Source organism: Streptomyces sp. PsTaAH-124 (assembly GCF_000373685.1).
Taxonomy (GTDB): Bacteria; Actinomycetota; Actinomycetes; order Streptomycetales; family Streptomycetaceae; genus Streptomyces; species Streptomyces andamanensis.
In genome coordinates this window covers 148401-175175 of sequence record NZ_KB892157.1, presented here as the reverse complement: position 1 = coordinate 175175, position 26775 = coordinate 148401, and the positions used below count along the sequence as shown (strand labels likewise).

Annotated in this window: 24 protein-coding genes; 20 read left to right on the top strand and 4 right to left on the bottom strand. The window is 74.2% G+C overall.

The window, feature by feature from the left end; all coding sequences use genetic code 11:
* The first annotated feature begins 4 nt into the window (after positions 1 to 4).
* Genes B086_RS0100695 through B086_RS0100640 form a run of 12 tightly spaced genes read left to right on the top strand, consistent with a single transcriptional unit; the run spans position 5 to position 11795 of the window.
* Positions 5 to 811 carry an MlaE family ABC transporter permease gene (locus B086_RS0100695; RefSeq protein ID WP_018564495.1) on the top strand — a complete coding sequence of 269 codons (807 nt, stop codon included), beginning with the start codon at positions 5 to 7 and terminating at the stop codon, positions 809 to 811.
* A 1-nt stretch (position 812) separates the two neighbouring features.
* On the top strand, positions 813 to 2066 hold the full coding sequence (locus B086_RS0100690; protein WP_018564494.1) for an MCE family protein: 1254 nt from the start codon (positions 813 to 815) through the stop codon (positions 2064 to 2066).
* Positions 2063 to 3121, top strand: coding sequence for an MCE family protein (locus B086_RS0100685; RefSeq protein ID WP_018564493.1), 1059 nt, complete (start codon positions 2063 to 2065; stop codon positions 3119 to 3121). Before B086_RS0100690 ends, B086_RS0100685 begins: the two co-directional genes overlap by 4 nt.
* Positions 3118 to 4212 carry an MCE family protein gene (locus tag B086_RS0100680; protein WP_037872601.1) on the top strand — a complete coding sequence of 365 codons (1095 nt, stop codon included), beginning with the start codon at positions 3118 to 3120 and terminating at the stop codon, positions 4210 to 4212. The genes B086_RS0100685 and B086_RS0100680 overlap by 4 nt, the downstream gene beginning before the upstream one ends.
* The gene (locus B086_RS0100675; protein WP_018564491.1) at positions 4209 to 5243 is read left to right on the top strand and encodes an MCE family protein; all 1035 of its coding nucleotides are present in this window, start codon (positions 4209 to 4211) and stop codon (positions 5241 to 5243) included. Before B086_RS0100680 ends, B086_RS0100675 begins: the two co-directional genes overlap by 4 nt.
* Complete coding sequence (locus B086_RS0100670; RefSeq protein ID WP_018564490.1) at positions 5240 to 6448, top strand: MCE family protein; 1209 nt, start codon at positions 5240 to 5242, stop codon at positions 6446 to 6448. Before B086_RS0100675 ends, B086_RS0100670 begins: the two co-directional genes overlap by 4 nt.
* Positions 6445 to 7743, top strand: a complete 1299-nt coding sequence (locus B086_RS0100665) for an MCE family protein (protein WP_018564489.1) — start codon at positions 6445 to 6447, stop codon at positions 7741 to 7743. Before B086_RS0100670 ends, B086_RS0100665 begins: the two co-directional genes overlap by 4 nt.
* On the top strand, positions 7740 to 8258 hold the full coding sequence (locus B086_RS0100660) for a hypothetical protein (RefSeq protein WP_018564488.1): 519 nt from the start codon (positions 7740 to 7742) through the stop codon (positions 8256 to 8258). Before B086_RS0100665 ends, B086_RS0100660 begins: the two co-directional genes overlap by 4 nt.
* On the top strand, positions 8255 to 9016 hold the full coding sequence (locus B086_RS45235) for a hypothetical protein (protein ID WP_018564487.1): 762 nt from the start codon (positions 8255 to 8257) through the stop codon (positions 9014 to 9016). The genes B086_RS0100660 and B086_RS45235 overlap by 4 nt, the downstream gene beginning before the upstream one ends.
* Before the next feature lie 32 nt (positions 9017 to 9048).
* Entirely contained in the window at positions 9049 to 9594 is a 546-nt protein-coding gene (locus B086_RS0100650; RefSeq protein WP_018564486.1) for a nuclear transport factor 2 family protein, read from the top strand.
* Between the two features lie 49 nt (positions 9595 to 9643).
* Positions 9644 to 10462 carry a hypothetical protein gene (locus B086_RS0100645; protein ID WP_018564485.1) on the top strand — a complete coding sequence of 273 codons (819 nt, stop codon included), beginning with the start codon at positions 9644 to 9646 and terminating at the stop codon, positions 10460 to 10462.
* Between the two features lie 49 nt (positions 10463 to 10511).
* Positions 10512 to 11795 carry a lytic transglycosylase domain-containing protein gene (locus B086_RS0100640; protein ID WP_018564484.1) on the top strand — a complete coding sequence of 428 codons (1284 nt, stop codon included), beginning with the start codon at positions 10512 to 10514 and terminating at the stop codon, positions 11793 to 11795.
* 93 nt (positions 11796 to 11888) lie between these two features.
* Here the strand turns inward: B086_RS0100640 and B086_RS41780 are convergent, their stop codons facing one another.
* From B086_RS41780 to B086_RS0100625, 3 genes are read right to left on the bottom strand one after another with little or no spacing between them, the layout of a single operon-like run.
* Positions 11889 to 12521 (bottom strand): GerMN domain-containing protein, encoded by a 633-nt coding sequence (locus B086_RS41780; RefSeq protein WP_018564483.1) that lies wholly within the window; start codon positions 12519 to 12521, stop codon positions 11889 to 11891.
* Positions 12518 to 14092 (bottom strand): sensor histidine kinase, encoded by a 1575-nt coding sequence (locus B086_RS0100630; protein WP_018564482.1) that lies wholly within the window; start codon positions 14090 to 14092, stop codon positions 12518 to 12520. Before B086_RS0100630 ends, B086_RS41780 begins: the two co-directional genes overlap by 4 nt.
* On the bottom strand, positions 14089 to 14778 hold the full coding sequence (locus B086_RS0100625; protein ID WP_018564481.1) for a response regulator transcription factor: 690 nt from the start codon (positions 14776 to 14778) through the stop codon (positions 14089 to 14091). Before B086_RS0100625 ends, B086_RS0100630 begins: the two co-directional genes overlap by 4 nt.
* 173 nt (positions 14779 to 14951) lie before the next feature.
* On the opposite strand from B086_RS0100625, the gene B086_RS0100620 reads away from it, so the two are divergent.
* Positions 14952 to 15872, top strand: a complete 921-nt coding sequence (locus tag B086_RS0100620; RefSeq protein WP_018564480.1) for a DUF3152 domain-containing protein — start codon at positions 14952 to 14954, stop codon at positions 15870 to 15872.
* Here B086_RS0100620 and B086_RS38825 read toward each other — a convergent pair.
* Positions 15845 to 17242: an MFS transporter gene (locus B086_RS38825; protein ID WP_018564479.1), complete on the bottom strand. Its 1398-nt coding sequence runs from the start codon at positions 17240 to 17242 to the stop codon at positions 15845 to 15847. The genes B086_RS0100620 and B086_RS38825 overlap by 28 nt on opposite strands.
* Positions 17243 to 17509: 267 nt before the next feature.
* Here B086_RS38825 and helR point away from each other — a divergent pair, with 267 nt between their 5' ends.
* The 7 genes from helR (at position 17510) to B086_RS0100580 (ending at position 26695) form a co-directional block, all read left to right on the top strand.
* Positions 17510 to 19738 (top strand): RNA polymerase recycling motor ATPase HelR, encoded by a 2229-nt coding sequence (gene helR, locus B086_RS0100610; RefSeq protein WP_018564478.1) that lies wholly within the window; start codon positions 17510 to 17512, stop codon positions 19736 to 19738.
* A gap of 48 nt (positions 19739 to 19786) precedes the next feature.
* The gene (locus B086_RS0100605; protein WP_018564477.1) at positions 19787 to 20176 is read left to right on the top strand and encodes a cell division protein SepF; all 390 of its coding nucleotides are present in this window, start codon (positions 19787 to 19789) and stop codon (positions 20174 to 20176) included.
* A 159-nt stretch (positions 20177 to 20335) separates the two neighbouring features.
* Positions 20336 to 20692 carry a nucleotide pyrophosphohydrolase gene (locus tag B086_RS38820; protein ID WP_051115736.1) on the top strand — a complete coding sequence of 119 codons (357 nt, stop codon included), beginning with the start codon at positions 20336 to 20338 and terminating at the stop codon, positions 20690 to 20692.
* Between the two features lie 169 nt (positions 20693 to 20861).
* The gene (locus tag B086_RS0100595; protein WP_018564475.1) at positions 20862 to 21335 is read left to right on the top strand and encodes a DUF6099 family protein; all 474 of its coding nucleotides are present in this window, start codon (positions 20862 to 20864) and stop codon (positions 21333 to 21335) included.
* A 109-nt stretch (positions 21336 to 21444) separates the two neighbouring features.
* Positions 21445 to 22368 carry an LLM class F420-dependent oxidoreductase gene (locus tag B086_RS0100590; RefSeq protein ID WP_026251973.1) on the top strand — a complete coding sequence of 308 codons (924 nt, stop codon included), beginning with the start codon at positions 21445 to 21447 and terminating at the stop codon, positions 22366 to 22368.
* A gap of 134 nt (positions 22369 to 22502) precedes the next feature.
* Positions 22503 to 24122: a 3' terminal RNA ribose 2'-O-methyltransferase Hen1 gene (locus tag B086_RS0100585; protein WP_018564473.1), complete on the top strand. Its 1620-nt coding sequence runs from the start codon at positions 22503 to 22505 to the stop codon at positions 24120 to 24122.
* Positions 24119 to 26695, top strand: a complete 2577-nt coding sequence (locus B086_RS0100580; RefSeq protein ID WP_018564472.1) for a polynucleotide kinase-phosphatase — start codon at positions 24119 to 24121, stop codon at positions 26693 to 26695. Before B086_RS0100585 ends, B086_RS0100580 begins: the two co-directional genes overlap by 4 nt.
* Positions 26696 to 26775 lie beyond the last annotated feature (80 nt).

Genomic DNA, 26775 nt, shown 5'->3' with positions numbered 1-26775 from the left:
GGCCGTGGCCTCCCCGCTCGTCTGGCTCGACCGCTCCGGCGACCAGCTCCTGTTCTATCTGCGCTCCCTGCTGTGGATCCCGCGCACCCTGCGCCGCTACCTCAAGGAGGTGCAGCGGCTGCTCGCCGAGGTCGTCTTCGGCACCGGCGGCCTCGGCGTCATCGGCGGCACCATCGGCGTGATGATCGCGATGACCCTGTTCACCGGGACCGTCGTCGGCCTCCAGGGCTACGCCGCCCTGGACCAGATCGGCACCGCCGCGTTCACCGGGTTCGTCTCCGCGTACTTCAACACCCGCGAGATCGCCCCCCTCGTCGCCGGGCTCGCCCTGTCCGCGACGGTCGGCGCCGGCTTCACCGCCCAGCTCGGCGCCATGCGCATCAACGAGGAGGTCGACGCCCTCGAAGGCATGGGCATCCGCTCCCTGCCCTACCTGGTCACCACCCGCATCATCGCCGGGGTCGTCGCGATCATCCCGCTCTACGCGATCGGGCTGCTCTCCTCCTACCTGGCGTCCCGCTACGTCACCGTCCTGTTCAAGGGCCAGTCCCGGGGCACCTACGACCACTACTTCGGGCTGTTCCTGTCGCCCACGGACGTCCTGCTGTCCGTGCTGAAGGTGCTCATCTTCAGCGTGATGGTGATCGTCGCCCACTGCTACTACGGCTACCGCGCCACCGGCGGCCCCGCCGGTGTCGGCGTCGCCGTGGGCCGCTCGGTGCGCAACGCCATCGTGCTGATCGGCGTCACCGACTTCTTCCTCTCGCTGGCCCTGTGGGGCGCCACGACGACCGTGAAGGTGGCGGGGTGAGATGAGCAGACCCAGCACCGAGACGCTGAGCCGAAGGCTGGCCGGGGTGGTGTTCCTGGTGGTGCCCGCCCTGCTGATCTGGCTCGCCGTCGCCGTCTACGACAAGCAGTTCACCGACTCCGACCCGGTCGTCGTGGAGACCGGCAGCGTCGGCAACGAGATGCACCTGGGCGCCGAGGTGAAACTGCGCGGCGTCGTCGTCGGCGAGGTCCGCTCCATCGAACCCACCGACCACGGTGCCCGGCTCACCCTCGCGCTGCGACCGGGCGCCCTCGGCGACATCCCCTCCGACGTGAGCGCGCAGATGCTGCCGACCACCCTGTTCGGCGCCCGGTTCGTCGCCCTGGTCCCGCCCGCGCACCCCTCCTCCACCCCGCTGACCGCCGGAGCGACCATCCCGCAGGACCGCTCCGCGAACGCCGTCGAACTCCAGCAGGTGCTGGACAACGTGCTGCCCATGCTGACCGCCGTCCAGCCGCAGAAACTCTCCGCCACCCTGTCCGCCGTCTCCCAGGCGCTCCAGGGCCGGGGCGCGAAACTCGGCGACACGCTCACGCAACTCGACGCGCACCTCAAGAAGTTCAACCCGGAACTGCCCGCCCTCAACCGCGACCTGAAGGAACTCGTCAAGGTCAGCCAGGTCTACGCCGACGCCGCCCCGGACATCGTCACCGCGCTCACCGACTTCACCACCACCACCGGCACCCTGGCCGAGAAGGACGCCGACCTGGCCGGCACCCTCGGCGCCACCACCCGCACCGCCGAGGACCTGACCTCCTTCCTGCGGCAGAACAAGGACAACATCATCCGGCTCAGCGCCACCTCGAAGCCGACCCTGCGGCTGCTCTCCGCGTACTCCTCGTCCTTCCCGTGCACCCTGCGCACCCTCGCCGACTTCGTGCCCCGGATGGACAAGGCCCTCGGGAAGGGCACCGACCGGCCCGGCCTGCACGTCGACGTCACCACCGTCCCCTCGCGCGGCGCCTACGTGCCCGGCCGCGACACCCCCTCCTACGACGCCTCCGGCGGCCCGCACTGCTACCCGGTGCCCTACCTCGGCGTCCCCGCGCGGCCCGCCGCACAGGTCGCGGCCACCGCCCGGCAGGACCTCGGACCCGCCAACTCCCCGCAGGAGAACGACCTCGTCAACGAGCTCCTCGCCCCGGCCACCGGCAAGCCGTCCGCCGACCTGCCGGACTGGAGCAGCCTGCTCGCCGGTCCCGCCCTGCGCGGCGCGGAGGTGACCCTGAAATGACGTCCCCGCGCAGCGCGCACACCCGGCGCCGCCCGCTGACCGGCCCCGTGCTGAAGTCCCTCGTCTTCGTCCTGGTCACCGCGCTGGCCACCACCGTCCTCGGACTGAGCGTCGCCAACCGGGGCGTCGGCGACGGCACCCGCTCCTACAAGGCACTGTTCACCGACGTCACCGGACTCGTCGACGGCGACAGCGTGCGTGTCTCCGGGGTGAAGGTCGGCGAGGTCACCGACATCCGCGTGGTGAACCGGCGCACCGCCCAGATCACCTTCAGCGTCCGCGACGACCGTACCCTGCCCCGCTCCACGACGGCCGCCGTGAAGTACCTCAACATGGTCGGCCAGCGCTACATCGCCCTCGACCAGGGCAGCGGCGACCTCGGCGGCACCCTCGGGGCCGGCGACACCATCGCCCTCGACCACACCGCGCCCGCCCTCGATCTGACGCTGCTCTTCAACGGCTTCAAGCCGCTGTTCGAAGGGCTCTCCCCGAAGGACGTCAACGAACTCGCGGGTTCGATCGTGCAGGTCCTCCAGGGTGAGGGCGGCACCGTCGACAGCCTGATCCGGCACATCGGCTCGCTCAGCACCACCGTCGCCGCCAAGGACCAGGTCATCGGCGCCGTGGTGAAGAACCTCAACACCGTGCTGACCACCCTCAACGAACGCGAGGCAGGCTTCGACACCCTCGTCGACACCCTCCGCCGGCTCGTCAGCGGCTTCAACGACGACCGCAAGCCGCTGGGCCGGGCCGTCGCCGCCATGGGCGATCTGACCACCGTCACCGCCGGACTCCTCCAGGACGGACGCGCCCCCCTCAAGCAGGACATCCGCGAACTGGGCCGGCTCTCCGGCACCCTGGGCGACGCCACCGGGCAGATCCAGGACTTCCTGGCCAAGAGCCCCGCCAAGATGACCGCCCTGGCCCGGCTGTCCTCCTACGGATCCTGGTTCAACCTCTACCTCTGCGAGGCGCGCGTGAGCGGAGTCAGCACCTCCGACGGCTCGAAGCCGCCCACCGGCATCGCCGTCACGGAACCGAGGTGCGGCGCATGACCCTCCTGCACCGTCCCCCCGTCGAGCGGGACGCCGCACCGCGCCGCGCCCGCCGGCCCCTGTTCAAGCCGGTCAAGGAGCGCAACCCGATCGCCGTCGCCCTGGTCGGACTGCTCCTGCTGGCCCTGCTCACCGTCTTCGCCTACAACGCCGACCGGCTGCCCCTGATCGGCGGCGGCACCACCTACAGCGCCGACTTCAGCGAGGCCGCCGGACTCGACAAGGGCGACGAGGTGCGCATCGCCGGTGTCAAGGTCGGCAAGGTCACCGGGGTCGCCCTGGACCGCGGCAGGGTGAAGGTCACCTTCGAGACCAAGAACGCCTGGATCGGCGACCGCACCACCGCCGCCATCGCCATCAAGACCCTGCTCGGCGACAAGTACCTGGCGCTCGACCCGCTGGGCGCCGGCCGCCAGGACCCCGGCGACCGCATCCCGCTCTCCCGCACCACCTCGCCCTACGACGTCACCCAGGCGTTCCAGGACCTCAGCTCCACCGTCGACGAGATCGACACCCAGCAGCTCGCCAAGAGCTTCGAGACCATCTCGCAGACCTTCAAGGACTCGCCGCCCGCCGTGCGCAACGCCGCCACCGGCCTGTCCGCCCTGTCCAAGTCGGTCTCCAAGCGCGACGCCGAACTCTCCCAGCTCCTCAAGGGCAGCGCCCGCTTCACCCAGACCCTGAAGAACAAGAAGTCCAGCTTCGAGACGCTCATCGAGGACGGCGGCTCCCTGCTCGGCGAGCTCCAGGACCGCCGCGACGCCATCCGCGCCCTGCTCACCGGCAGCAGGGCGCTCGCCACCCAGCTCAGCGGCCTCGTCCAGGACAACGACAAGCAGCTCGGGCCCACCCTCAAGGCACTCGGCCGCGTCACCGACGTACTGGCCGCGAACAACACCCAGCTCGACAAGACCCTCGCCCTGGTCGGCCCGTACTACCGGCTCGTCGGCAACACCCTCGGCAACGGACGCTGGTTCGACAGCTATCTGTGCGGAGTCGTCCCGCGCGACTACCTGCCCGCCGGGTCCCAGCCCGCCACCGGATGCATGCCGCCCGAGCAGTCCGCGCAGAACCGGGGGAGCGGTCAGTGAACAGCAAGCGCAGCAGACTCCTCGCCGCGGCCGTCGCCCTGGTGGTCGTCGCGGCCGGCCTCGCCGTCGCCCGCGTCCTGGACTCCGGCGGCACCCGCGTCACCGCCTACTTCGACCGCGCGGTCGGCATCTACGCCGGCTCCGACCTGCGCATCCTCGGGGTGCGGGCCGGCGCGGTGAAGTCCGTGCGGCCGCAGGGCACCCAGGTGCGGGTCGAACTCGAACTCGACGACGGCATCCAGGTCCCCCGCGGCGCGCACGCCGTGATCGTGGCGCCCAGCGTCGTCGCCGACCGGTTCGTGCAGCTCACCCCCGCCTACCGGTCCGGGCCCGCCCTCGCCGACGGCGCCGTGCTGCCCGCCTCCGGCAACCGCACCCCCGTCGAGATCGACCAGCTCTACGCCTCCCTCACCGACCTCAGCAAGGCACTCGGCCCCGACGGCGCCAACTCCACCGGCGCCCTGTCCGACCTGCTGAAGACCGGCGCGGCCAACCTGAACGGCAACGGCAAGGCCATCGGCGACAGCATCGAGCAGTTCGGCAAGGCCGCCAAGACGCTCAACGGCTCCAGCGACGACCTGTTCGCCAGCCTCGGCAGGCTCCAGACCTTCACCACCATGCTCAAGGACAAGGATGCCGACGTCCGCACCGCCCAGGAGCGCCTGGACACCGTCGTCAGCTTCTTCGCCGACAACAAGAACGACCTCGCCGGGGCGCTCGCCGAACTCGGCAAGGGCCTCGGACAGGTCAAGCAGTTCATCCAGGACAACCGGGGCGAACTGAAGAAGAACGTCGACAAGCTGGTGCCCCTCACCCAGACCCTGGTACGACAGCGGGCCTCGCTCGCCGAGGCCCTGGACGTCGCGCCGCTGGCCGCGAGCAACGTCGTGGGCGCCTACGACCCCGACCACCGCAGCCTCGACGGCCGGGCCAACCTCAACGAGATCAGCATGGGCGGCCCGCTGCTGCCGCTGCCCGCCACCGGCGGCGCCGCGGCCACGGACGGCGCCACGGGGAAGGGGGACCGATGAAGCGCTCCATCCGCACCGGCGGCGCGGCCCTGGGCGTCACGGCGGGCGGACTCGTCGCCCTGGCCCTCGGCTTCACCCTGGCCTTCGGCGCGTTCTCCGTCGACGCGCCCCGCTTCGACGGCATCGAGGACCTGCCGCTGCCCGGCGGCGCCGACCTCGGCTCCCACCCCTACACCGTCACCGCCGAACTCGACGACGTCCTCAGCCTCGTCCCGCAGGCCGCGGTCAAGGTGGACGACGTCGCCGTCGGCCGGGTCACCGCCATCAGCCTCGACGGCTGGAAGGCCCGCGTCACCATGAAGATCAACGGCGATGTGCGGCTGCCCTCCGACGCCGGTGCCCGCCTGGAGCAGTCCAGCCTGCTCGGCGAGAAGTACGTCCAGCTCGTCGCCCCCGCCAAGGACACCAGCACCACGCACCTCACCGACGGCAGCGTCATCCCCGTCTCCCGCACCGGCCGCAACACCGAGGTCGAAGAGGTCTTCGGCGCGCTGTCCCTGCTGCTCAACGGCGGCGGCGTCAACCAGCTCAAGACCATCACCCAGGAACTGAACACCGCCCTGGGCGGCCGCGAACCCCAGGTCCGCTCCATGCTCCAGCGCGTCAACACCCTCGTCACCGACCTCGACCAGCACCGCGACGACATCACCGACGCCCTCGACAGCGTCAACCGGCTCGCCGCCACCCTCGCCCACCGCAAGACCGACGTACAGACCGTCCTCACCGGCCTCTCACCCGGCCTGAAGACCCTGGACGAGCAGCGCGGCGCCCTGCTGACCATGCTCCGCTCCCTCGACACGCTGTCCGGCGTCGCCGTCTCCACCGTCAACGCCAGCAAGGACGACATGGTCGCCGACCTGAAGGCCCTCGCGCCCACCCTGAAGGCCCTCGCCGACGCGGGCGCCGACCTGCCCGACTCGCTCCAGGTGCTGCTCACCTACCCGTTCACCGACGAGGTGATGACCGGCATCAAGGGCGACTACCTCAACGTGTACCTGAACATGGCCGCCGTACCGGGCACCCAGATCATCCCGCCGCTGGTACCGGGATCCACCGCCTCGCCCGCACCCACCGGCACGGCCTCCGCGCCCGGGACGGCCCGCCGCGGCCTCGGCCGCGACCCGGCGCCGAAGTCCGTCCCGTCCGTGCCGCTGCCCCTGCCCTCCGTCCCCACCCCCGCGAAGGACGGAGGCACCCACCGGTGATCACCCTCGCCGTACGGCTGAAGAACCTCGCCTTCCTGGTCATCGCCGTCCTCGTCCTCGGCTTCGTCGGTATCCGCTACGCCGACCTCGGCCGCTATGTCGGCGTCGCCGACTACTACACCGTCGATGTGCAACTCCCGCGCACCGGCGGACTCTTCACCCACTCCGACGTCACCTACCGCGGCGTGTCCGTCGGCCGGGTCGGGCCCATCGACCTCACCGCGGACGGTGTCACGGCGGAACTGCGCCTGAAGAAGTCGGCGCCGCACATCCCCGCCGACACCCGGGCCGTCGTCGCCGGGCTCTCCGCCGTCGGCGAGCAGTACATCGACCTGCGCCCGCGCAGCGACGACGGCCCCTACCTCAGCGACGGAGCCCGGATCGAGCAGTCGGACACCGAGGTGCCCGCACCCGTCACCGACGTCCTGAGCAGCGTCGACGACCTCACCAAGTCGGTGCCGCTGGACGATCTGCGCACCGTCGTCGACGAGTTCGGCAAGGCCTTCGAGGGCCACGGCGACGACCTCCAGGTGCTCCTGGACAACGGCAGCGAGTTCGTCCGGGCGGCCGACCGGGCGCTGCCCTCCACCACCCGGCTGATCGACGACGGCGAGACCGTGCTGCGCACCCAGGCCGAAGAGGGCCGCGCCGTACGCGACTTCGCCACCGGCGCCACCCGACTGGCGGCCACCCTCAAGGGATCCGACGCCGACCTGCGCCGGCTGCTGACCGTCGCGCCCGACGCCGCCACCCAGATCAGCGGCGTCCTGCGCGACCTCGACCCCAGCCTGGGTGTGGTCCTCGCCAACCTGCTCACCACCTCCGAGGTCGCCGTCACCCGGCAGCACGGCATCGAGGAGCTGCTCGTGAAGTACCCGGCGGCCGTCGCCGCGGGCGCCACCGCGGTCGACGGCGGAAAGGTCAACCTCGGCATGGCCGTCACCTTCTTCAAACCCCTGCCCTGCACCGCCGGTTACGGCGCCACCCGCTACCGCAACGGCCTCGACCTCGGCACCGCGCCCCCGCTCAACACCGGCGCCTCCTGCACCGCGCCCGCCTCCAGCGGCATCGGCGTACGCGGCTCGGCCCACGCCCCCGGGAGCGGCGCGGTGCCCGACCCGGCCAAGCCCGCCTCCCTGCCCTCGGGCAGCGGCACGGCCGCCACGGGCACCGGCACGGCGGGCCCGGGATCCGCCGCACCGCTGCCGGGCGCGCTCGCCCTGCCGGGCGTCGGCGGCGGCGCCCCGGCCGGCCTCGCGGACCTGCTCGCCCCGGCCGGCGAGGGGGACCGGTGAGGCGGGCGCGCGTCCTGGCGGGCGCCGCTCTCGCCCTGGCGGTGGCGTTCTGCGGCGCGGGCGCGTGGACGTACGCCCAGGCCCGCGGCGACGACTCGCTCGCCTACGGCCGGGCCCGTGACGCGGTGCTCGCCGACGGACGCCGGAACATCGCCGTCCTCACCACCTTCGACGCGTCCACGCGGCAGACGGCGCAGGCGGGCGTCAGTGCCTGGCGGGCCGCCTCGACCGGGCCGCTCCAGGAGGAACTGGGCCGCACCGAGGCGAAGACGGGTGCCTCGGCGCGCGGCACGGTCACCGAGGCCGCCGTCACCGCGCTCGACACCCGGGCCGGTACCGCGAAGCTCATCGCGACCGTCCGCGTGGACGTCACCCCCGCCGGGTCGAAGACCCCGACCACGGACCGCAAACGGCTGGAAGCGGTGCTGGCCCGCACGGGCGAGGACGAGTGGAAGGTCAAGGCACTGGACGCGGTACCGCTCGCCCGGACGGCGGAGGACGGTGACGGCCGATGAGCAGGCTGCTGCGCACGAGGCGCGGGCATTCCGCCGGAGCGGACACGGCAATCACGGAAGACACGGCGGACACAGCGAACCCGGCGGACCCGGCGGACGAAGCGGCGGCACCCGAGCCACGGGACGAGAGCGGGGCGCCCGACGCACCGGAGACGGCCGACGAGGCGGAGGACGCCGAGAACGCGGCCGACACAGACGACCCGGCCGACACCGACGACACGGCCGAGGCGCCTGCCGCACCCGCCCGCCGCTCGCGCCGCGCACTGCTGCGCCGCTCCGCGCTCGCCGCGCTCGCGCTCGTGCTCGTCCTGGCCGGCGGTGCCTTCTTCTACGGCGCCCACCACCTGCGCTCGGCACCCTCCGCCCGGAACACCGCGCTGACCGACAACGAGGCCACCACCCGGGTCGCCGGTGACATCGGCAACGACCTCGCCCGCGTCTTCTCGTACTCACCGGACGGCCTCGACGCCACCGAGCGCTCGGCCAGGTCCGTCCTGACCGGGAAGGCGGCACGCCAGTACACCGAACTGGTCGGCCGGATCCGCGCGGACGTCGCCAAGCAGCGGGTGACCCTGAGCACCCAGGCCGTACGCGTCGCCGTGGTCGAACTCCACGGCGGCAGCGCCACGTTGCTGGTCTTCCTCGACCAGGTGTCCCGCCGGGACAAGGGCAAGGCGACCGCCGCCGCGGCCCAACTCGTGGTGACCGCCCAGAAGGAGGGGGACCAGTGGCGGATCGTCGACATGCAGACCCGCTGACGGCGGGCGGGAACGGCAGACGGGAGCACCCCATGAAACGCACGGTCCGCACCTGGGCGGCCGGGCCCCGCGCCCTGCCGGCCGCGGCCCTCGCCCTCACGCTCCTCGCGGGCGGCTTCGCGGCGTGGGCGGGCTGGGACTGGTACGGCGCGGCGCACGACGACGCGGCGGCGTACGCGGTCCAGCGCGACAAGGCGCTGTCCGCCGGTGAGCAGGCCGTGCAGAACCTGAACACCCTGGACCACAGCAGCGTCGACCGGGGACTCGATCTGTGGGAGTCCTCGACGACCGGCGAACTCCACGACCAACTCGTCTCCGGACGCAAGGAGTTCACCACACAGGTGAAGTCGGCGAAGACGGTCACCACCGCCCGGGTGCTGTCGGGGGCCGTCACCGAACTCGACGACCGGGCCGGACGCGCCCGGGTGCTCGTGGCCCTGCGGGTGACGGTGAAGGCGCCCGGCGGCCAGAGCACCGACAAGGACAGCCGCATGCTCGGTGAACTCACCCGCACCGGCGGCGGCTGGAAGCTGAGCGCCCTGGGCCAGGCACCCGTGGGCGGCACCTCGGCCGGCTGACCCCTGCCCGCCCCGCAGCAGCCGGCCGCCGCACGAGAGGACGACACCGATGTCGACGACCCGTCACCACATCAACCGCCAGCGCCGCCGCCAGGCCCGCGGCCTCCCGCCGGAGACCGCAGCCGCGGCCGGGCAGGAGCCCGCCCGGTCTCCCGCCGCCGTGGCCGTCCTGCCCGCGCGCACCGCCTCGCCCGGCCCGGACACCGCGCCCGGCGCGGCCACCGGGAACACCCCCCGGGCCGCCGCGGACACGGCCGCGCCGAGCCGCCGCACCGGGAAGCGCCGTCCGTCCCGCAACCTGGTCCTGGCCGTGCTGTGTCTGCTGACGCTCGTCCTCGGCGGCTTCGCCGGCTGGGCGCACGGGCGCGCCCAGAGCCTGCGGGACGACCCCGCGGTACGCAACACCGCCCTGACCGACCCCGCCCGCACCAGCGAGATCAAGACCCAGACGGAGAAGGCGGTCACCGCGCTCTTCTCCTACGACCACGCGGCGCCCGCCGCGTACGACAAGGCCGTCAGGACGCTGCTCACGGGGAAGGCGGTGGCCCAGCACCGGGCCCTGCTGGACGCCGTGCGGACCCGCGCCGACCAGCAGAAGGCGGTCATCACCACCACCGTGACCGACAGCGCGGTCGAGCGCATCGACGGCGACCGGGCGCGGGTCCTCGTCTACGCCGACCAGAGCAGCGTCAGCACCGCCGGGACCAAGGACAGCAAGGACACCAAGAACAGCAAGAACAGCAAGGGAGCGAAGGGTGGGCAGCAGGCACAGGACCAGGGGACCTACGCCGGTGCCATGTTCGCCGTGGACGTCGTCCTGAGCGGCGGCCGCTGGCTCGTCTCCGGCATCGACACCTTCGGCCGCTGAGAACACACCTCGTCCGCCCCGCCCACCTCATCGACACGGAGTGAGAGCCATGCCCGTACGCCGCGTACGACGTCTGAGCGCCCGCACCCGGCACGGCCTGCGCACCACCGCCGTCGCCGTGGCCGCGGTCGCGGCGCTCACCGCCTCGCAGGCCCCCGGCGCGCTGGGGTCGGACGGCCGGGGAGCCGGCCGTCCGGCGGCCGACGACGAGCAGGCGGCGCCGGGCGCCCCGGCGCCCGCCGTCCCCGCTCCCGCCGCGGCGCCCGGTGACGGCTCGTACCACACCGAACTCCCGCCCCTGGTCACGCAGTCCGGCGGCAAGCCGCTGACGGCACGTCAGACAGCGGACATACGCGCCGAGTCGGGCATCCCCGGTACCGTGCTGGCCGCCTACCGCGCCGCCGAGCGGTCCGTCGCCCGCACCGACCCGGGCTGCCGGCTGCCCTGGCAACTGCTCGCCGCGATCGGCAAGGTGGAGTCCGGGCAGGCGAGTGGCGGCGCGGTGGACCGGCAGGGCACGACCCTGGGGCGGATCACCGGCCCGGCGCTCGACGGCCGGGGGTTCGCGCTGGTGAGGGACACCGACGGCGGGGTCCTCGACGGCGACCCGGTGTACGACCGCGCGGTGGGCCCGATGCAGTTCCTGCCCTCCACCTGGAACGGCTGGGGCGCCGACGGCAACGGCGACGGCCGCGCCGACCCGAACAACGTCTTCGACGCGGCCCTGGCCGCCGGGCACTACCTGTGCGCGGGCGGCCGGGACCTGGGCCGGGCCGCCGACCTGGACCGGGCGGTGCTCAGCTACAACAACTCCCGGGAGTACCTGGACCTGGTCCGCTACTGGCTGGACTTCTACCGCCATGGCGTGCACAGCGTGCCGGACGGCAAGGGTGTCATCCCGAAGTCCCCGGGCGCGGGCGGCGACACCCCGGCGACCAAGCCCGTGGACGGCGGCGGAGGGGACACGGGGCACGGCGGGGGCGGCAAGGACGGCGGCGGAATCATCATCGGCCCCGACCCCGGGCCCTCCGGCCCCGGCAGGCCCCGCCCCTCGCACCCTGCCCCGTCGTCCGGCCCGTCCTCCCCGGCGCCCACCCCCACCGGCGGTCCGTCCCCGTCGCACCCGGGGTCTCCGTCGCCGGACCCCTCGGGCACCGGTGACCCGTCCTCGACACCGGAGCCCAGCGGCTCGGCGTCCCCCACGGACTGCCCGTCGCCCTCGGGGAGTCCGTCCCAGGACGGCACCGGACAGCCGCCCACGGGCGATCCCACGTCCGACCCCACCACCGGCCCCTCCTGCCCGGCGGCCCCTCCGGAGGCCGCACAGCAGTAGGGAGCGGCAGGGGAAGGGGGGGCGGCAGGGGGAGGTGCCCGCGGGAGGGGCGGGCGCGCGGGCGCCGGGGCGGGCAGGGCCCCGGCCCGTGGGTCATCCGGGCGGGCAGACGGTGTCCGGCCGGGCCGTGGCCCAGCCCTCGCCCACCGCGCGCACACTGACGTGCGGCTGCGGCCCCGGCTGCCACGGCGGCGCCGTCGACATCCCGCCGACGGCGCCCGGCGGCACGGAGTGCGGCAGCCCGGGGCTCGGTTCGCCGGAGCCCGGCGAGGCGGTCCCGGCGCCGGTCGGCGAGGGGCTCGCGTCCGCCCCGCTCCAGTGCAGGGCGTGCACGGCGGTGCAGGTCAGCTGTTCCATCGCCGTCGTGTCCAGCCGTTCCACCCCGGCGGGGAAGCGGACGGTGACGGCGCCCTCGGCCACGGTGACGGCGGGCCGCCCCGGCACGGTGGGCAGGGCGGTGGTCAGCTTCCGGGCCTCGTCGCCGACGGGCCCGGCCAGCAGCAGCCGTACGGCGCCCTCCACCGGGTCGCCGATGTCCTCGGGGAGCCGCCGGGGCACGGGCCGCAGGGTCCCGTCGGCGACGAAGTAGAGCGTGATCCGGGCGGGGACGCCGACCGCCGGTGCCCCGGCGTCGATCACTCCCGAGGTGGGCACCCCGCAGCCCGCGAGGGCCAGCAGGGCGCCGGTGAGGGCCGCGGCGGCGGCCGTGCGCGGGGCGCGTCTCATGCGCCGTCCTTCCTCTCGGCCCATTCAGCCCATTCGGCCTTTTCAGCCCTTTCGGACCTTTCGGTCCCTTCGGTGGCGGCCATGGGGTCGTGCCCCGCCCCGGCCTCCGCCGCTCCGGTCGGCGGCCCCGGCCGCAGCGGCAGCTCGACCGTGAACACCGCGCCGCCGCCGGGGCCGTTGGCCGCCCGGACGCGTCCGCCGTGCAGACGTACGTTCTCGGCGGTGATGGCGAGGCCGAGTCCGCTGCTCTCGCTGCGGGTACGGGCCCGGCTCGCCTTGTAGAAGCGCTCGAAGATGTGCGGCAGGTCCGCCTCGGGGATGCCGGGTCCCCGGTCGGCCACGGTGAGCACGGCCCAGCCGCCCTCGGCGGTCAGCCGCAGGGCCACCGGCGGTGCCCCGTGCCGCAGCGCGTTGCCGACCAGATTGGCGACCACCACGTCCACCCGGCGCGGGTCGACCCGGGCCCGCAGGCCGCCCGGCTCCGGCAGGTCCGCCGCGACCCGGTCCAGCCAGCCGCGGGCGGCGAGCGTGTGCCGCACCGACTCGGCCAGGTCGATGTCGTCGGCGCCGAGTTCGGCGGCGCCCGCGTCGAAGCGGGAGATCTCCATCAGGTCGTCGACCAGCCGGGCCAGCCGCGCGGTCTCCTCGCTGACCAGGCGCACCGCCTCGCCGGTGACCCGGTCCAGCCGGGACGACTCCTCGTCGAGCACGTCGGTGACCGCCGTCATCGCGGCGAGCGGGGTGCGCAGTTCGTGCGAGACGTCGGCGGCGAAGCGGCGGGCCCGCTCCTCCATGCGGCGCAGCTCGGCCACGGACTGCTCCAGCGCGGCGGCGGTGTCGTTGAACGTCCGTGACAGCTCGGCCAGTTCGTCGGAACCGCTCACGGCCAGCCGGGTGTCCAGGTGCCCGGCGGCCATCCGCCGGGTGGCCCGGCCCAGGGCCCGGACGGGGCGCAGCACCCCGCGCGCGACCAGCAGCGCGATCAGCACGGCGAGGCCCAGCGCGGGCAGGGTGGCCCGTTCGATGGCGGTGATCAGGGCCTGCACGTAGAGCTGTTCGGTCTCCTGCGGGACGACCAGGTAGAGCACGAGGCCGGTCGGGGTGGCGGAGACGCCGCCCGAGGAGGCGTAGGTGACGGGCAGGCCCACGACGAGGTAGGCCCGGCCGTCGTGGCGCACCCGCTGGAAGACGGCGGCGGCCCGGGTGCTCACGGAGCGCCGCAGTTCGGGGGTGAGGACGTCGAAGCTGTCCTGCGGCCCGTAGACGGCGCGCAGGCCGCCGTAGGTGGCCAGGAAGCGCCACTGCTGCGAGCGGTGCGTGTAGGCGAGGTCGGCGACCATGCTGTTCAGGTCGGCCTTGCCGGGGGTGTCGGGGAAGCCGGGCGCCCGCGCGTCGACGCTGTCGCGGAACTGCCGGACCACCGCGTCCTGGCTCTGCTGGAGCACTCCGGTGCGGGCCTCGCGGAAGGTCAGCACACCGGTGCTCAGGCAGCTGACGACGGCGACGACGGTGAAGCCCGCGACGAGCCGGAGCCGCAGGCCGCCGCGCAGGGAGGGGCGGCGGAGTCTCACGGCGACCGGAAGCAGTAGCCGAAGCCGCGCACGGTGTGGACGTAGCGCGAGGTGCCGCCGGGCTCGCCGAGTTTGCCGCGCAGGCGCTTCACACAGGCGTCCACCAGGCGTATGTCCCCGTGGTAGCTGTGCTCCCAGACCGCCTCCAGCAGTTGCTGGCGGCTGAGGACCTGGCCGGGGGAGGCGGACAGGGCGAGCAGCAGCCGCAGTTCGGACGGGGCGAGGTCGACCGGGTGGCCCCGGTGGGTGACGCGCAGCCCGGTCCGGTCGATGCCCAGCTCGCCGTGGGTCTCGGCGCGGGGCCGGGCGGCGCCGGTGTGCGGGGCGTCCAGGCGGCGCAGCAGGGCGCGGATGCGGGCGTCCAGGACGCGCGCCTGCACGGGCTTGACCACGTAGTCGTCGGCGCCCGCCTCCAGGCCGACGATCATGTCGACGCTGTCGCCCTTGGCGGTCATCATGATGATCCCGACCTGCTCGCGGTCCCTGATCCGGCGGCACACGTCGAGGCCGGGCAGTCCGGGCAGCATGAGGTCGAGGACGACCACGTCCGGGCGGAAGGCGCCGAGCTGCTCCAGGCCCTCTTCGCCGGTGGCGGCGGCGCAGACGTCGTGCCCCTGGTGGCGCAGGGCGAGCCGGACGCCCTGGCGCACGGCGGCGTCGTCTTCGATGAGCAGGATCCGGGGCATGGCGCCCAGTATGTGCGGGCCGCGGGCGGCGACGGCCGCCGGGGCCGTCCGCGGCCGGGAACTGTTACCGAAGGATCATATGAAGGTCCCGGAGGCACTGCGGAAAGCTGCCGTTACGTTTCCGTGACCTTTCGGTCCAGAGGGCATCACATGAGGTCATCAGCCTGTGCGCCATGCCCAGAACCACGCCCAGCCCGGACACCGGCCCCGGCGCGGACGGCATCCGCAGCCGTCGCACCGTCCGCCGCGCCTCCCGCCGCCGCGCCCGCCACCGTCGCCGCGTGTACCTGCTGTGCGCGCTGGCCGCGGCCGGTGCGCTCGGCGCCGCGGCCCTGCTCGCGGGCGGCCCGGACGGCGCCGACCGCGCGTCGGCGGCCGGAGGCGGCGCGACCTCGTCCGCGTCCGCCGGGAAGGGGCGTACGCAGGCGGCGGACGCCGGGCGGCACGCGGACGGCCGGGCCGCGCCGTCCGGGAAGGCGACCGGCGGCGCGGGCGCGACACCGGGTGCGCGCGGCAAGGGCTCCGACCCGCACCAGAGCGGGAACGGCGTCTTCCACACCGCGCACGCCACCGGCAAGCAGGCCGGTACGGGTACGCTCCGGCGCTACGAGGTCCAGGTCGAGGAGGGCACGGGCATCGCGCCCGACGAGGCGGCCCGCGAGATCGAGGGCATCCTCGCCGACCGGCGGGGCTGGACCGCCGACGGGCACGACGCCTTCCAGCTCGTCTCCCAGGGCCCCCTCGACTTCGTGGTGCGGATCGCCACGCCCGACACCGTGGACCGCATCTGCGGCGCGGCCGGACTGCACACCCGCGGGGAGGTCAACTGCGACGTGGGCAGCCAGGTGATCGTCAACCTCAAGCGCTGGAACCAGGGCTCGCCCGAGTTCCCGGGCCCCCTCCACGAGTACCGCGCCCTGATCGTCAACCACGAGGTCGGCCACCGCATCGGCCACGGCCACGAGGCGTGCCCCGGAGCCGGACGGCCCGCGCCCGCCATGATGCAGCAGATCGACGGGCTGCACGGCTGCGTCGCCAACGCCTGGCCCTACGACGCCAAGGGCCGCTACCTCGGCGGACCGGCCGTGCCCTGAGTGCCGCTCTCCGGCCCCGGCAGCGGACCGGACACGACCGGACCGAGGACGGCCGTACCCAGCGCGACCTGCCCAGGAGCAGCAGGACCGAGCGCCGCGATGCCGTCGCCAGCGCCGTCGCCACGGCCGTCGCCGTCCCCGCCACCGGTACGGCGGGTCAGCCGCCGTACGTCCGGCACGCACAGCACGGCCAGGGTCAGCACCAGCACCAGTGCCGAGCACCCCCACAGCGCGGCCGGCCGGCCCACCGCGTCCTGCACCGGACCGGCCGCTGCCGTCGCCACCGGCACCAGCGCCAGCGACCCGAGCCAGTCGTAGGACGACACCCGCGAGAACTTCTCCTCCGGTATCTCCTGGTGCAGCGCGGACATCCACGCCACCGCGAACACCTCGACGCTCACCCCCGTCACGAACAGCACCGCGACCAGTACGGGCGTCGCCACCGGCACGGCCAGCGCGGCGGACGGCAGCGCCAGCGGCAGCACGCCCAGCACCCCCACCAGCAGCAGCCTGCGCGGCGCCCAGCGCGTCATCAGCAGCCCGCCCAGCAGCGTGCCCGCCCCGAAGGCGGCCAGCGCGAGACCCCACGGGCCCGCGCCGCCCAGCCGCTCCCGCGCGACCAGCGGCCCGTACACCGACTCGGCCGCCGCGACCACCGCGTTCACCACGGCGAACTGCGTCACGATCGACCAGAGCCAGGGCCGCCCGGCCACCTCGCGCCACCCCTCGCGCAGATCCGCCAGGAGCCCGGCGCCGCCCCGCCGCCCCGGCACGTCCCGTACGTCCAGGAAGGCCCGCAGCGCCGCCGCGACGGCGAAGGCCCCCGCGTCGGCCGCCAGCACCCAGCCCGGCCCGGTGGCGGCGGCCAGCGCGCCGCCCAGCGCGGTGCCGAGGATGCCCGCGCCGTTCACCCCCATCCGGAAGGCGGCGAAGGCACGCCCGGACTCGCTGCCGGAGACGGTGGCCAGCACCATCCCCTCGGCGGCCGGGGAGAAGAACGCCTGGCCGGTGCCGCCCAGCGCGGCCAGCAGCGCCATCTGCCACACCTGCGCGGTGCCGGTCAGCACCAGGACGGCGAACAGGCCCTGCGAGGCGCAGTTGAGCGCGTTCGCCGCGACCATCACACGGTGCCGGGGGACCCGGTCCGCCAGCGCCCCGCCGATCAGCACGAACAGCACCAGCGGCACGGTCCGCGCCGCCGCGACCAGCCCCACGTCGGTCGCCGAGCCGCCGGCCGCCAGCACCGCGAAGGCCCCCGCGACCAGCGCCCCGGAACTGCCGAGACCCGAGACGACGGCGGCGGCGGTGAGCAGCGTGTAGTTGCGCCCGGCCCAGGAGGGGCGACGGACAGGGTTTCGACGGGGAATCACCCACGGAGTATCCCTGGTGCGTCGTATCACCGGTGCGTCCGGGGAATCCACGGCCCGGGGGAAGCGGCGGGAGGAGCGACCCACTCCCCGCCACTCTCAACGTATAGCGCACCGGGGGGCTTGCGGCAAGGCCCCCCTCGCCCCGCAGAATGTCCGGCCGAAGCCCATGACCTGCGAAGACGCCGGACTGTCCCGGCGCACCGACCGCCCGCGGGACGCAGGGCACCGCACCCCGCCACACACCCCAGGAACGGGAGCCCCCAGGCCGTGACCCCTCTCACCACGCCCGCCTTCGACCTCCCAGAGCGGCTGGCCGCCAAGGCCGACCCCGCGCTGATCGCCGCCGACGAGCGGCACTTCGCTGCCGTCGCCCGGTGCCTGGAGCAGTCCGTCGCCGAACTCACCGAGCGGCTCGACGCCGAACGCCGGGCCCCCGGCGGCCTCGGCCGGCAGGCGATGGACCGGGACGCCGAGGTCCACCGGCTGACCGCCCGGCTGCGCACCCTGCGCCGCTTCGGACTCGACCTGTGCCTGGGCCGCATGGTCGGCGCCGACGGCACCGAGCCGGTGTACGTCGGACGGCTCGGCCTCACCGACGGCTCGGGCGCCCGGCTGCTGGTCGACTGGCGCTCACCGGCCGCCGAGCCGTTCTTCGGCGCCACCCACGCCGACCCGATGGGGCTGGCCGGCCGCCGCAGGTACCGCTGGAGCGGCGGCCGGATCAGCGACTACTGGGACGAGGTGTTCACCGAGGACGCCCTCGCCGGGCACGCCGCGCTCGACGACCGGTCCGCGTTCATCGCCGCTCTCGGCGCCACCCGCTCCCCGCGCATGCGGGACGTGCTCGCCACCATCCAGGCCGACCAGGACGCCGTCATCCGCGCGGGCTCCCGCGGCGCCCTCGTCGTCGACGGCGGCCCCGGGACCGGCAAGACCGTCGTCGCGCTGCACCGCTCCGCCTACCTCCTGTACTCCGACCCGCGCCTCGGGCACCGCAGGGGCGGCGTGCTGTTCGTCGGACCGCACCAGCCCTACCTGGGCTACGTCGCCGACGTCCTGCCCAGCCTCGGCGAGGAGGGCGTGCGGACCTGCACCCTGCGCGACCTCGTCCCCGAGGGCGCCGGTGCGGGCACCGAGACCGACCCGGAGGCGGCCCGGCTGAAGTCCTCGGCCGGCCTGGTGCGCGCGATCGAGACGGCCGTACGGTTCTACGAGGAGCCGCCCACCGAGGCGATGACGGTCTCCACCCCCTGGTCCGACATCCCGCTCGGCCCGGCCGACTGGGCCGTCGCCTTCGGGTCGGCCGGACCCGGCGCCCCGCACAACGAGGCCCGCGACCAGGTCTGGGAGGAACTGCTCACCGTCCTGGCCGACAAGCACGACGGCGACACCGCCCCCGAGACGCTGCGCGCCGCCCTGGGGCGCGACCGGGAGCTGCGCACGGCCTTCGACCGCGCCTGGCCGCTGATCGAGGCGGCCGACCTGGTGGGGGACCTGTGGACGGTGCCCGCCTATCTGCGGCTGTGCGCGCCCTGGCTCGCGCCGCAGGACGTACGGCGGTTGCAGCGCGCCGACCCGCGGGCGTGGACCGTGTCCGACCTGCCGCTGCTCGACGCGGCCCGGCAGCGGCTCGGCGACCCGGAGGCGTCCCGGCGCAGGCGGCGGCAGCGGGCCGCCGCCGCGGCCGAGCGCGAGCGGATGGCCGGTGTCATCGAACACGTCCTGGCGGCCGACGACGACGGTGAGGGTGCGGTGGCGATGCTGCGCGGCCAGGACCTGCGGGACGCGCTCGTCGACGAGGGCGCGCTGTCCGCCGCCGAACCCGACCGGCTCGCCGGGCCGTTCGCGCACATCGTCGTGGACGAGGCCCAGGAACTGACCGACGCCGAGTGGCAGATGCTGCTGGTGCGGTGCCCGTCGCGGAGCTTCACCGTCGTCGGGGACCGCGCCCAGGCCCGGCAGGGCTTCCCGGAGTCCTGGCGCGAACGGCTCCGGCGGGTCGGGTTCGACCGGATCGCCCTGGCCTCCCTGACCGTCAACTACCGCACCCCGCGGGAGATCATGGAGGAGGCCGAGCCGGTCATCCGGGCCGTCCTGCCGGACGCCGGAGTGCCGGTCTCCGTGCGCGACGCCGGCGTCCCGGTCGGCCACGGCTCCCGCGCGGACCTCGGCCGGATCCTCGACGCCTGGCTCGCCGGGCACGCCGAGGGGACCGCGTGCGTCATCGGCGACCCGTCCTTCCGGCCGCGCCCCCGGGTGCGGTCGCTGTCCCCGCGGCTGGCCAAGGGACTGGAGTTCGACCTGGTCGTGCTCGTCGACCCGGAGGGCTTCGGCACCGGCGTCGAGGGCGCCGTCGACCGCTATGTCGCCATGACCCGGGCGACCCGGCAGCTCGTCGTCCTCACCGGCGACCGGGGCCCCCGGAACCCCTGCCACGGCGCGCCGGATCCGGCACCGGCCGTGTCGCAGTTGGGCCGAACAGGTGACATGGCGTAAGAATTGGCCAGTGCAGGCGATGAGTACGAGTCAGGTCGGGGGGAGCCGGTGAACAGCCACGACGTCACCGATGAACAGTGGGAGGGGCTCGCCCAGGTCGTTCCGTTGCGCGGACGGGACTCCTGGCCGTCCGCGGTGGACCACCGCTCCCTCCCGGAGGCGGACACCGAGATGCGCCGCCGGTTCGTCGTCCTCAGAGTCAATGTGTTCGCGGACGCCCGGGACGTGGCGGAGACGCTGATGGCCGGGGTGCCGGTCCTGCTGGACCTCACCGGCGCCGAGGGCGACGTGGCCAAGCGGGTCCTGGACTTCAGCACCGGTGTCGTCTTCGGCCTGGGCAGCGGGATGCACCGGGTCGACCGCAATGTGTTCCTCCTCACCCCGCCGGGCACCGAGGTGAGCGGACTCATGCAGGGGGCGGCCGTCCCCTGCATGTGAACCGGGGCGGCCGGGGCTGCCGGGACGGCACGGGTGACAGACCTGGTGAGCACGGGTGATAGACCTGATGACGTGACCGAGCACCCCGATCCCTCCGCGCAGCCGGGCCCCGCCCCCGTCCCCTCCGGTGCCACCCCGTCCACCGGGTCCGGCCCCGAGGTGGCCGGACTCCAGCGGCGGCTCGCCGAGTTCGCCGCCGCGCGGGACTGGCAGCCGTACCACACCCCGAAGAACCTGGCCGCCGCCCTCAGCGTCGAGGCGTCCGAACTGGTCGAGATCTTCCAGTGGCTGACTCCGGAGGAGTCGGCGCGCGTCATGGACGACCCGGGGACCGCGCACCGCGTGCGGGACGAGGTCGCGGACGTCCTCGCCTATCTGCTCCAGTTCTGCGAGGTGCTCGGCGTCGATCCGCTGACGGCGCTCGCCGCGAAGATCGACCGCAACGAGCAGCGGTTCCCGGCGCGGCGGACGGACCCGGGGACCACGGGCACCACGGAGGAAAACGGCCGGAGTTGAGCGTTCCGCTATTACTCTCCGGAGTCGTTCACTCGGTCGAAATCGATTTGTTGTCCAGAGATTTCCGTCTTCCTCTGGCTTTTTGTGCCAGGCGCCTTCACTCTGGGTAGTGAACAAGGGAGTTCGGGCAGACGTGCGGCGAGTACGTCGGAGGAAGCGGGGGCAGCGCATGGACGCGATGCGGCTCATCCTGGCGAGCAGGCGTGCGCTGGCGGGCAGCGGCGAGGCCCCCGCCATCCTGGCGGAGGTGTGGCAGGCGCAAGCCCTGGCCCAGGCGGTCGGCAGCCGCATCGCGGTCACCGGTCCGCCCGAGCTGCGGGGCGAGGCCCTGGGCCTGACCGAGCTGGCGGGCCGGGGCTGCGGGGTCCTGGACGCCCCGGACCTGGACCCCGGCGCCTCGCGCGCCGCCCAGCTCACCGAACTGGCGGACGAGCGCCGGGTGCTGCTGTGCCTGGGCGGACTGCTCGGCGAGGTCGGGATAGCCCTGGTCGGCATAGCCAGCTCGGCTGCCGACGAGCGGACGTACTGGCAGTGCATGGAGGCCATCGACGCGGCCGACGAGTCCCGCGACCGGGTCCGCGAGATGCTGCGCAAGCTGGCCGCCCGCGAGGAGGCGGTCCTGCCGGAGCGCGAGGCGGGCTGAGCCCCCGAGCGCCGGTCCTTCACCCGTCCGGCGCCGGACGGACGGCGTGTCCGGGGCGGGCGGCGGGGTCGGCGGGCCCGCCGTGGTGCCGGACGTGCAGGATGGGACCATGGATCTGCGCATCTTCACCGAGCCCCAGCAGGGGGCTTCCTACGACACCCTGCTCACCGTCGCCAAGGCCACCGAGGACCTCGGGTTCGACGCCTTCTTCCGCTCCGACCACTATCTCCGCATGGGCGACGGCGACGGCCTGCCCGGACCCACCGACGCCTGGATCACCCTCGCCGGGATCGCCCGCGAGACCAGCCGCATCCGCCTGGGCACGCTGATGACCGCCGCGACCTTCCGCCTCCCCGGCGTCCTCGCCATCCAGGTCGCCCAGGTCGACCAGATGTCCGGCGGCCGGGTCGAGCTGGGCCTGGGCGCGGGCTGGTTCGAGGAGGAGCACAAGGCGTACGGCATCCCCTTCCCGAAGGACAAGTTCGCCCGCCTGGAGGAGCAGCTCGCCGTCGTCACCGGCCTGTGGGCCACCGAGACCGGCAAGACCTTCGACTTCCGGGGCGAGCACTACCAGCTGACCGGGTCGCCCGCGCTGCCCAAGCCCGCGCAGGAGAAGATCCCCGTCCTCATCGGCGGGCACGGCGCGGTCCGCACCCCGCGGCTGGCCGCCCGGTACGCCGACGAGTTCAACATCCCCTTCGCCTCCGTCGAGGACAGCGAGCGGCAGTTCGGCCGGGTGCGCACCGCCGCCCTGGCGGCCGGCCGCGACGCCGACTCCCTCACGTACTCCAGCGCCCTGGTCGTCTGCGTCGGCCGCGACGACCAGGAGGTCGCCCGCCGCGCCGCCGCGATCGGCCGCGAGGTGGACGAGCTGAAGGCCAACGGCCTGGCCGGCTCCCCGGCCGAGGTGGTCGACAAGATCGGCCGCTACGCCGAGATCGGCGCGAGCCGCCTCTACCTCCAGCTTCTCGACCTCTCCGACCTGGACCACCTGGAGCTGATCTCCTCCCAGGTCCAGGCGCAGTTGGCATGATTTAAAGGCGGGCGCGGGTCCGCCGCCCTGTGCCAAGGTGGAGGCGTCGTCCTGCCGGGCCCCCGGGATCTGCGTCCCGGGGGCCCGCGCACGCCCGGCACCCATCCACCCGACCGGCCGGAGAGGCCACCGCCATGTTCCTGACCGTCAGCACCACCGGCACACCCGAACGCCCCGCCACCGACCTGGGTCATCTGCTGCACAAGCATCCCGGCAAGGCGCAGGCGTTCTCCACCTCCTTCGGCACGGCGCACGTCCTCTACCCCGAGGCGGACGACGAACGCTGCACGGCGGCGCTGCTGCTGGAGGTCGACGCGGTGGCGCTGGTGCGGCGGAGCAAGGGCAAGGGCAAGGGCGGCCGCGGCGGCGCACCCGACGCCGCGCTCGCGCAGTACGTCAACGACCGCCCCTACGCCGCCTCCTCGCTGCTCGCCGTGGCGCTGAGCGCGGTGTTCTCCAGCGCGCTGCGCGGTGTGTGCCGCGCCCGGCCCGAAATGCCGGGACAGTCACGCCCGTTGCGCATCGAGATACCGGCCCTGCCCGCCCGCGGCGGAGCGGCCCTGGTGCAGCGACTGTTCGCCCCGCTCGGCTGGACGGTCACGGCCGACGCCGTACCGCTGGACACCGAGTTCCCGCAGTGGGGCGACTCCCGCTATGTGCGCCTGGTCCTGGAGTCGGAGACCCTCACCCTCGCCGAGGCCCTGCGCCACCTCTATGTGCTGCTGCCCGTCCTGGACGACGCCAAGCACTACTGGGTCGCCCCCGACGAGGTCGACAAGCTGCTGCGGGCGGGCGAGGGCTGGCTGCCCGCGCACCCGGAGCAGCACCTCATCACCAGCCGCTATCTGAGCCGCCGCTGGTCGCTGACCCGGCAGGCCAGGGAGCGGCTGGAACTGGCGCGGCTGGCCGAGTCGGACGACAGCGCCGTCGAGGAGATCGACAACGCGGTGGCGGCCGACACCGACGCCGACGCCGACACCGACACCGGTACCGGCACCGACCCGGGCGACGGCACCGGGGAGCGGTCCGTCCCGCTCGCCGTCCGGCGCCGCGAGGCGATCCTCGCCGAACTGGCCGCGGTGGGCGCCGCCCGGGTGCTCGACCTCGGCTGCGGCCAGGGCCAGTTGGTGCAGGCGCTGCTCAAGGACGTCCGCCACACCGAGATCGTCGGCGTCGACGTCTCGGTGCGGGCGCTCACCATCGCCGCCCGGCGCCTCCGGCTGGACCGGATGGGGGAGCGGCAGGCCGCGCGCGTCACGCTCCGGCAGGGCTCGCTCGTCTACACCGACAAGCAGCTCAAGGGCTACGACGCGGCCGTGCTCAGCGAGGTGGTCGAACACCTCGACCCGCCCCGGCTGCCCGCCCTGGAGTACGCGGTGTTCGGCGCCGCCCGGCCCCGTACGGTCCTGGTCACCACGCCGAACGTCGAGTACAACGTCCGCTGGGAGACGCTGCCCGCCGGGCACGTCCGGCACGGCGACCACCGCTTCGAGTGGACCCGGGAGCAGTTCCGCACCTGGGCCGGGGAGGTCGCCGCCCGGCACGGCTACACCGTCGGGTTCCGGCCCGTCGGCCCCGACGACCCCGAGGTGGGCCCGCCCACCCAGATGGCCGTGTTCACCCTCGCGTCCGGCGAGCAGCCCCGCGAGCCCCGCAGGACCCGCGAGCAGCACGAGCCGTACGCGAAGACCGACGCGAAGACCGACAAGCAGACCGACGCGAAGACCGACGAGAAGGAGGCGAAGGCGGCATGACCGGCACACCGGAGAACGAGCACCAGAACGGGACCGGCGGCACCACGCGGGGACGCGTGCTGCCCGTCACCGACCTCTCCCTCGTCGTCCTCGTCGGCGCCACCGGCTCGGGCAAGTCCACCTTCGCGCGCCGCCACTTCAAGCCCACCGAGGTCCTCTCCTCGGACTTCTGCCGGGGCCTGGTCAGCGACGACGAGAACGACCAGAGCGCCAGCCGCGACGCCTTCGACGTCCTGCACTACATCGCGGGCAAGCGGCTCGCCGCGGGCCGCCGGACCGTCGTCGACGCCACCAGCGTGCAGCAGGACGCCCGGCGCCAGCTGATCGACCTGGCCAAGCGGCACGACGTGCTGCCGATCGCCATCGTCCTGGACCTGCCCGAGGAGGTCTGCACCGCGCGCAACGCCGCCCGCGGCGACCGGGCCGGGCTGCCCCGCCGGGTCGTCCAGCGGCACATCCGCGAACTGCGCCGCTCGCTGCGCCACCTGGAGCGCGAGGGCTTCCGCAAGGTGCACGTACTGCGCGGCGAGGAGGAGGCCGAGCACGCCACCGTCGTCACCGAGAAGCGCTTCAACGACCTCACCCACCTCACCGGCCCCTTCGACATCATCGGCGACGTGCACGGCTGCGCCGCCGAACTGGAGGCCCTGCTCGGCAAGCTGGGCTACACCGACGGCGTCCACCCCGAGGGCCGTACCGCGGTCTTCGTCGGCGACCTCGTCGACCGCGGCCCCGACTCGCCCGCCGTGCTGCGCCGGGTGATGGGCATGGTGAAGTCCGGTACCGCGCTGTGCGTGCCGGGCAACCACGAGAACAAGTTCGGCCGCCACCTCAAGGGCCGCACCGTCCAGCACACCCACGGACTGGCCGAGACGGTCGCGCAGATGGAGCGGGAGAGCGAGGAGTTCCGCGCGGAGGTACGGGAGTTCATCGACGGCCTGGTCAGCCACTACGTGCTCGACGGCGGCCGGCTGGTGGTCTGCCACGCGGGGCTGCCCGAGAAGTACCACGGCCGCACCTCCGGCCGGGTCCGCTCGCACGCCCTGTACGGCGAGACCACCGGCGAGACCGACGAGTTCGGCCTGCCGGTGCGCTACCCGTGGGCGGAGGACTACCGGGGCTCGGCGGCCGTCGTCTACGGCCACACCCCCGTCCCGGAGGCCACCTGGCTCAACAACACCCTGTGCCTGGACACCGGCGCCGTGTTCGGCGGCAAGCTGACCGCGCTGCGCTGGCCGGAGCGCGAGCTGGTCGACGTACCGGCCGAACAGGTCTGGTACGAGCCGGTCAGACCGCTGCGCTCCGAGGCGCCCGGCGGGCACGACGGGCGTCCGCTGGACCTCGGCGACGTGCAGGGCCGCCGCGGCGTGGAGACCCGGCACACCGGCCGGGTGGCCGTCCGCGAGGAGAACGCGGCGGCGGCCCTGGAGGTGATGAGCCGGTTCGCCGTCGACCCGCGGCTGCTGCCCTACCTGCCGCCCACCATGGCGCCGACCGCCACCTCGCGCGAGGACGGCTACCTGGAGCACCCGGCCGAGGCGTTCGCCCAGTACCGGGAGGACGGCGTGGCGCGGGTGGTGTGCGAGGAGAAGCACATGGGCTCGCGGGCGGTGGCCCTGGTGTGCCGGGACGCCGGAGCGGCACGCGAGCGCTTCGGCGTGGACGGTCCCACGGGCGCCCTCTACACCCGTACCGGCCGCCCCTTCTTCGACGACCCGGCGGTCACCGAGGAGATCCTCGGCCGGCTGCGCACGGCGGCGGGCGACGCCGGGCTGTGGAGCGAGCTGGACACCGACTGGCTGCTCCTGGACGCCGAGCTGATGCCGTGGTCGCTGAAGGCGTCCGGTCTGCTGCGCTCGCAGTACGCGGCGGTCGGCGCGGCCGCCGGTGCCGCCTTCCCCGGGGCGCTGGCCGCGCTGGAGGGCGCCGCCGCCCGGGGCGTCGACGTCGCCGGGCTGCTGGAGCGTCAGCGCGGGCGGGCCGAGGACGCCGCCGCGTTCACCGCCGCCTACCGCCGCTACTGCTGGCCCACCGAGGGCCTGGAGGGCGTCCGTCTGGCGCCGTTCCAGCTCCTGGCCGTGCGGGGCCGCAGCCTGGCCGCGCTGCCGCACGACGAACAGCTCGCGCTGGTGGACCGGCTCGTGGAGCACGACACCAGCGGACTGCTCCAGGTCACCCGCCGCCTCTACGTCGACACCGCCGACCCCGAGTCGGTGCGCGCCGGGGTCGACTGGTGGCTGGAGATGACCGGGCGCGGCGGCGAGGGCATGGTCGTCAAGCCGCTCGGCGCGCTGGTGCGCACGCCCGAGGGCCGGCTGGTCCAGCCGGGCGTCAAGTGCCGCGGCCGGGAGTACCTGCGGATCATCTACGGTCCCGAGTACACCCGCCCGGACAACCTCGCCAGGCTGCGGCAGCGCTTCCTCCACCACAAGCGCTCGCTGGCGGTCCGCGAGTACGCCCTCGGTCTGGAGGCGCTGGACCGACTGGCGGACGGTGAGCCGCTGTGGCGGGTGCACGAGGCGGTGTTCGCGGTGCTGGCCCTGGAGTCGGAGCCGGTGGACCCCCGGCTCTGACCGGCCCGGACCGGCGCGGACCGGCGCGGTCCTGTCCGGAACCGGCCGTGTCCCGGCCTGGTCCCGGGCGGCCGGGGCCG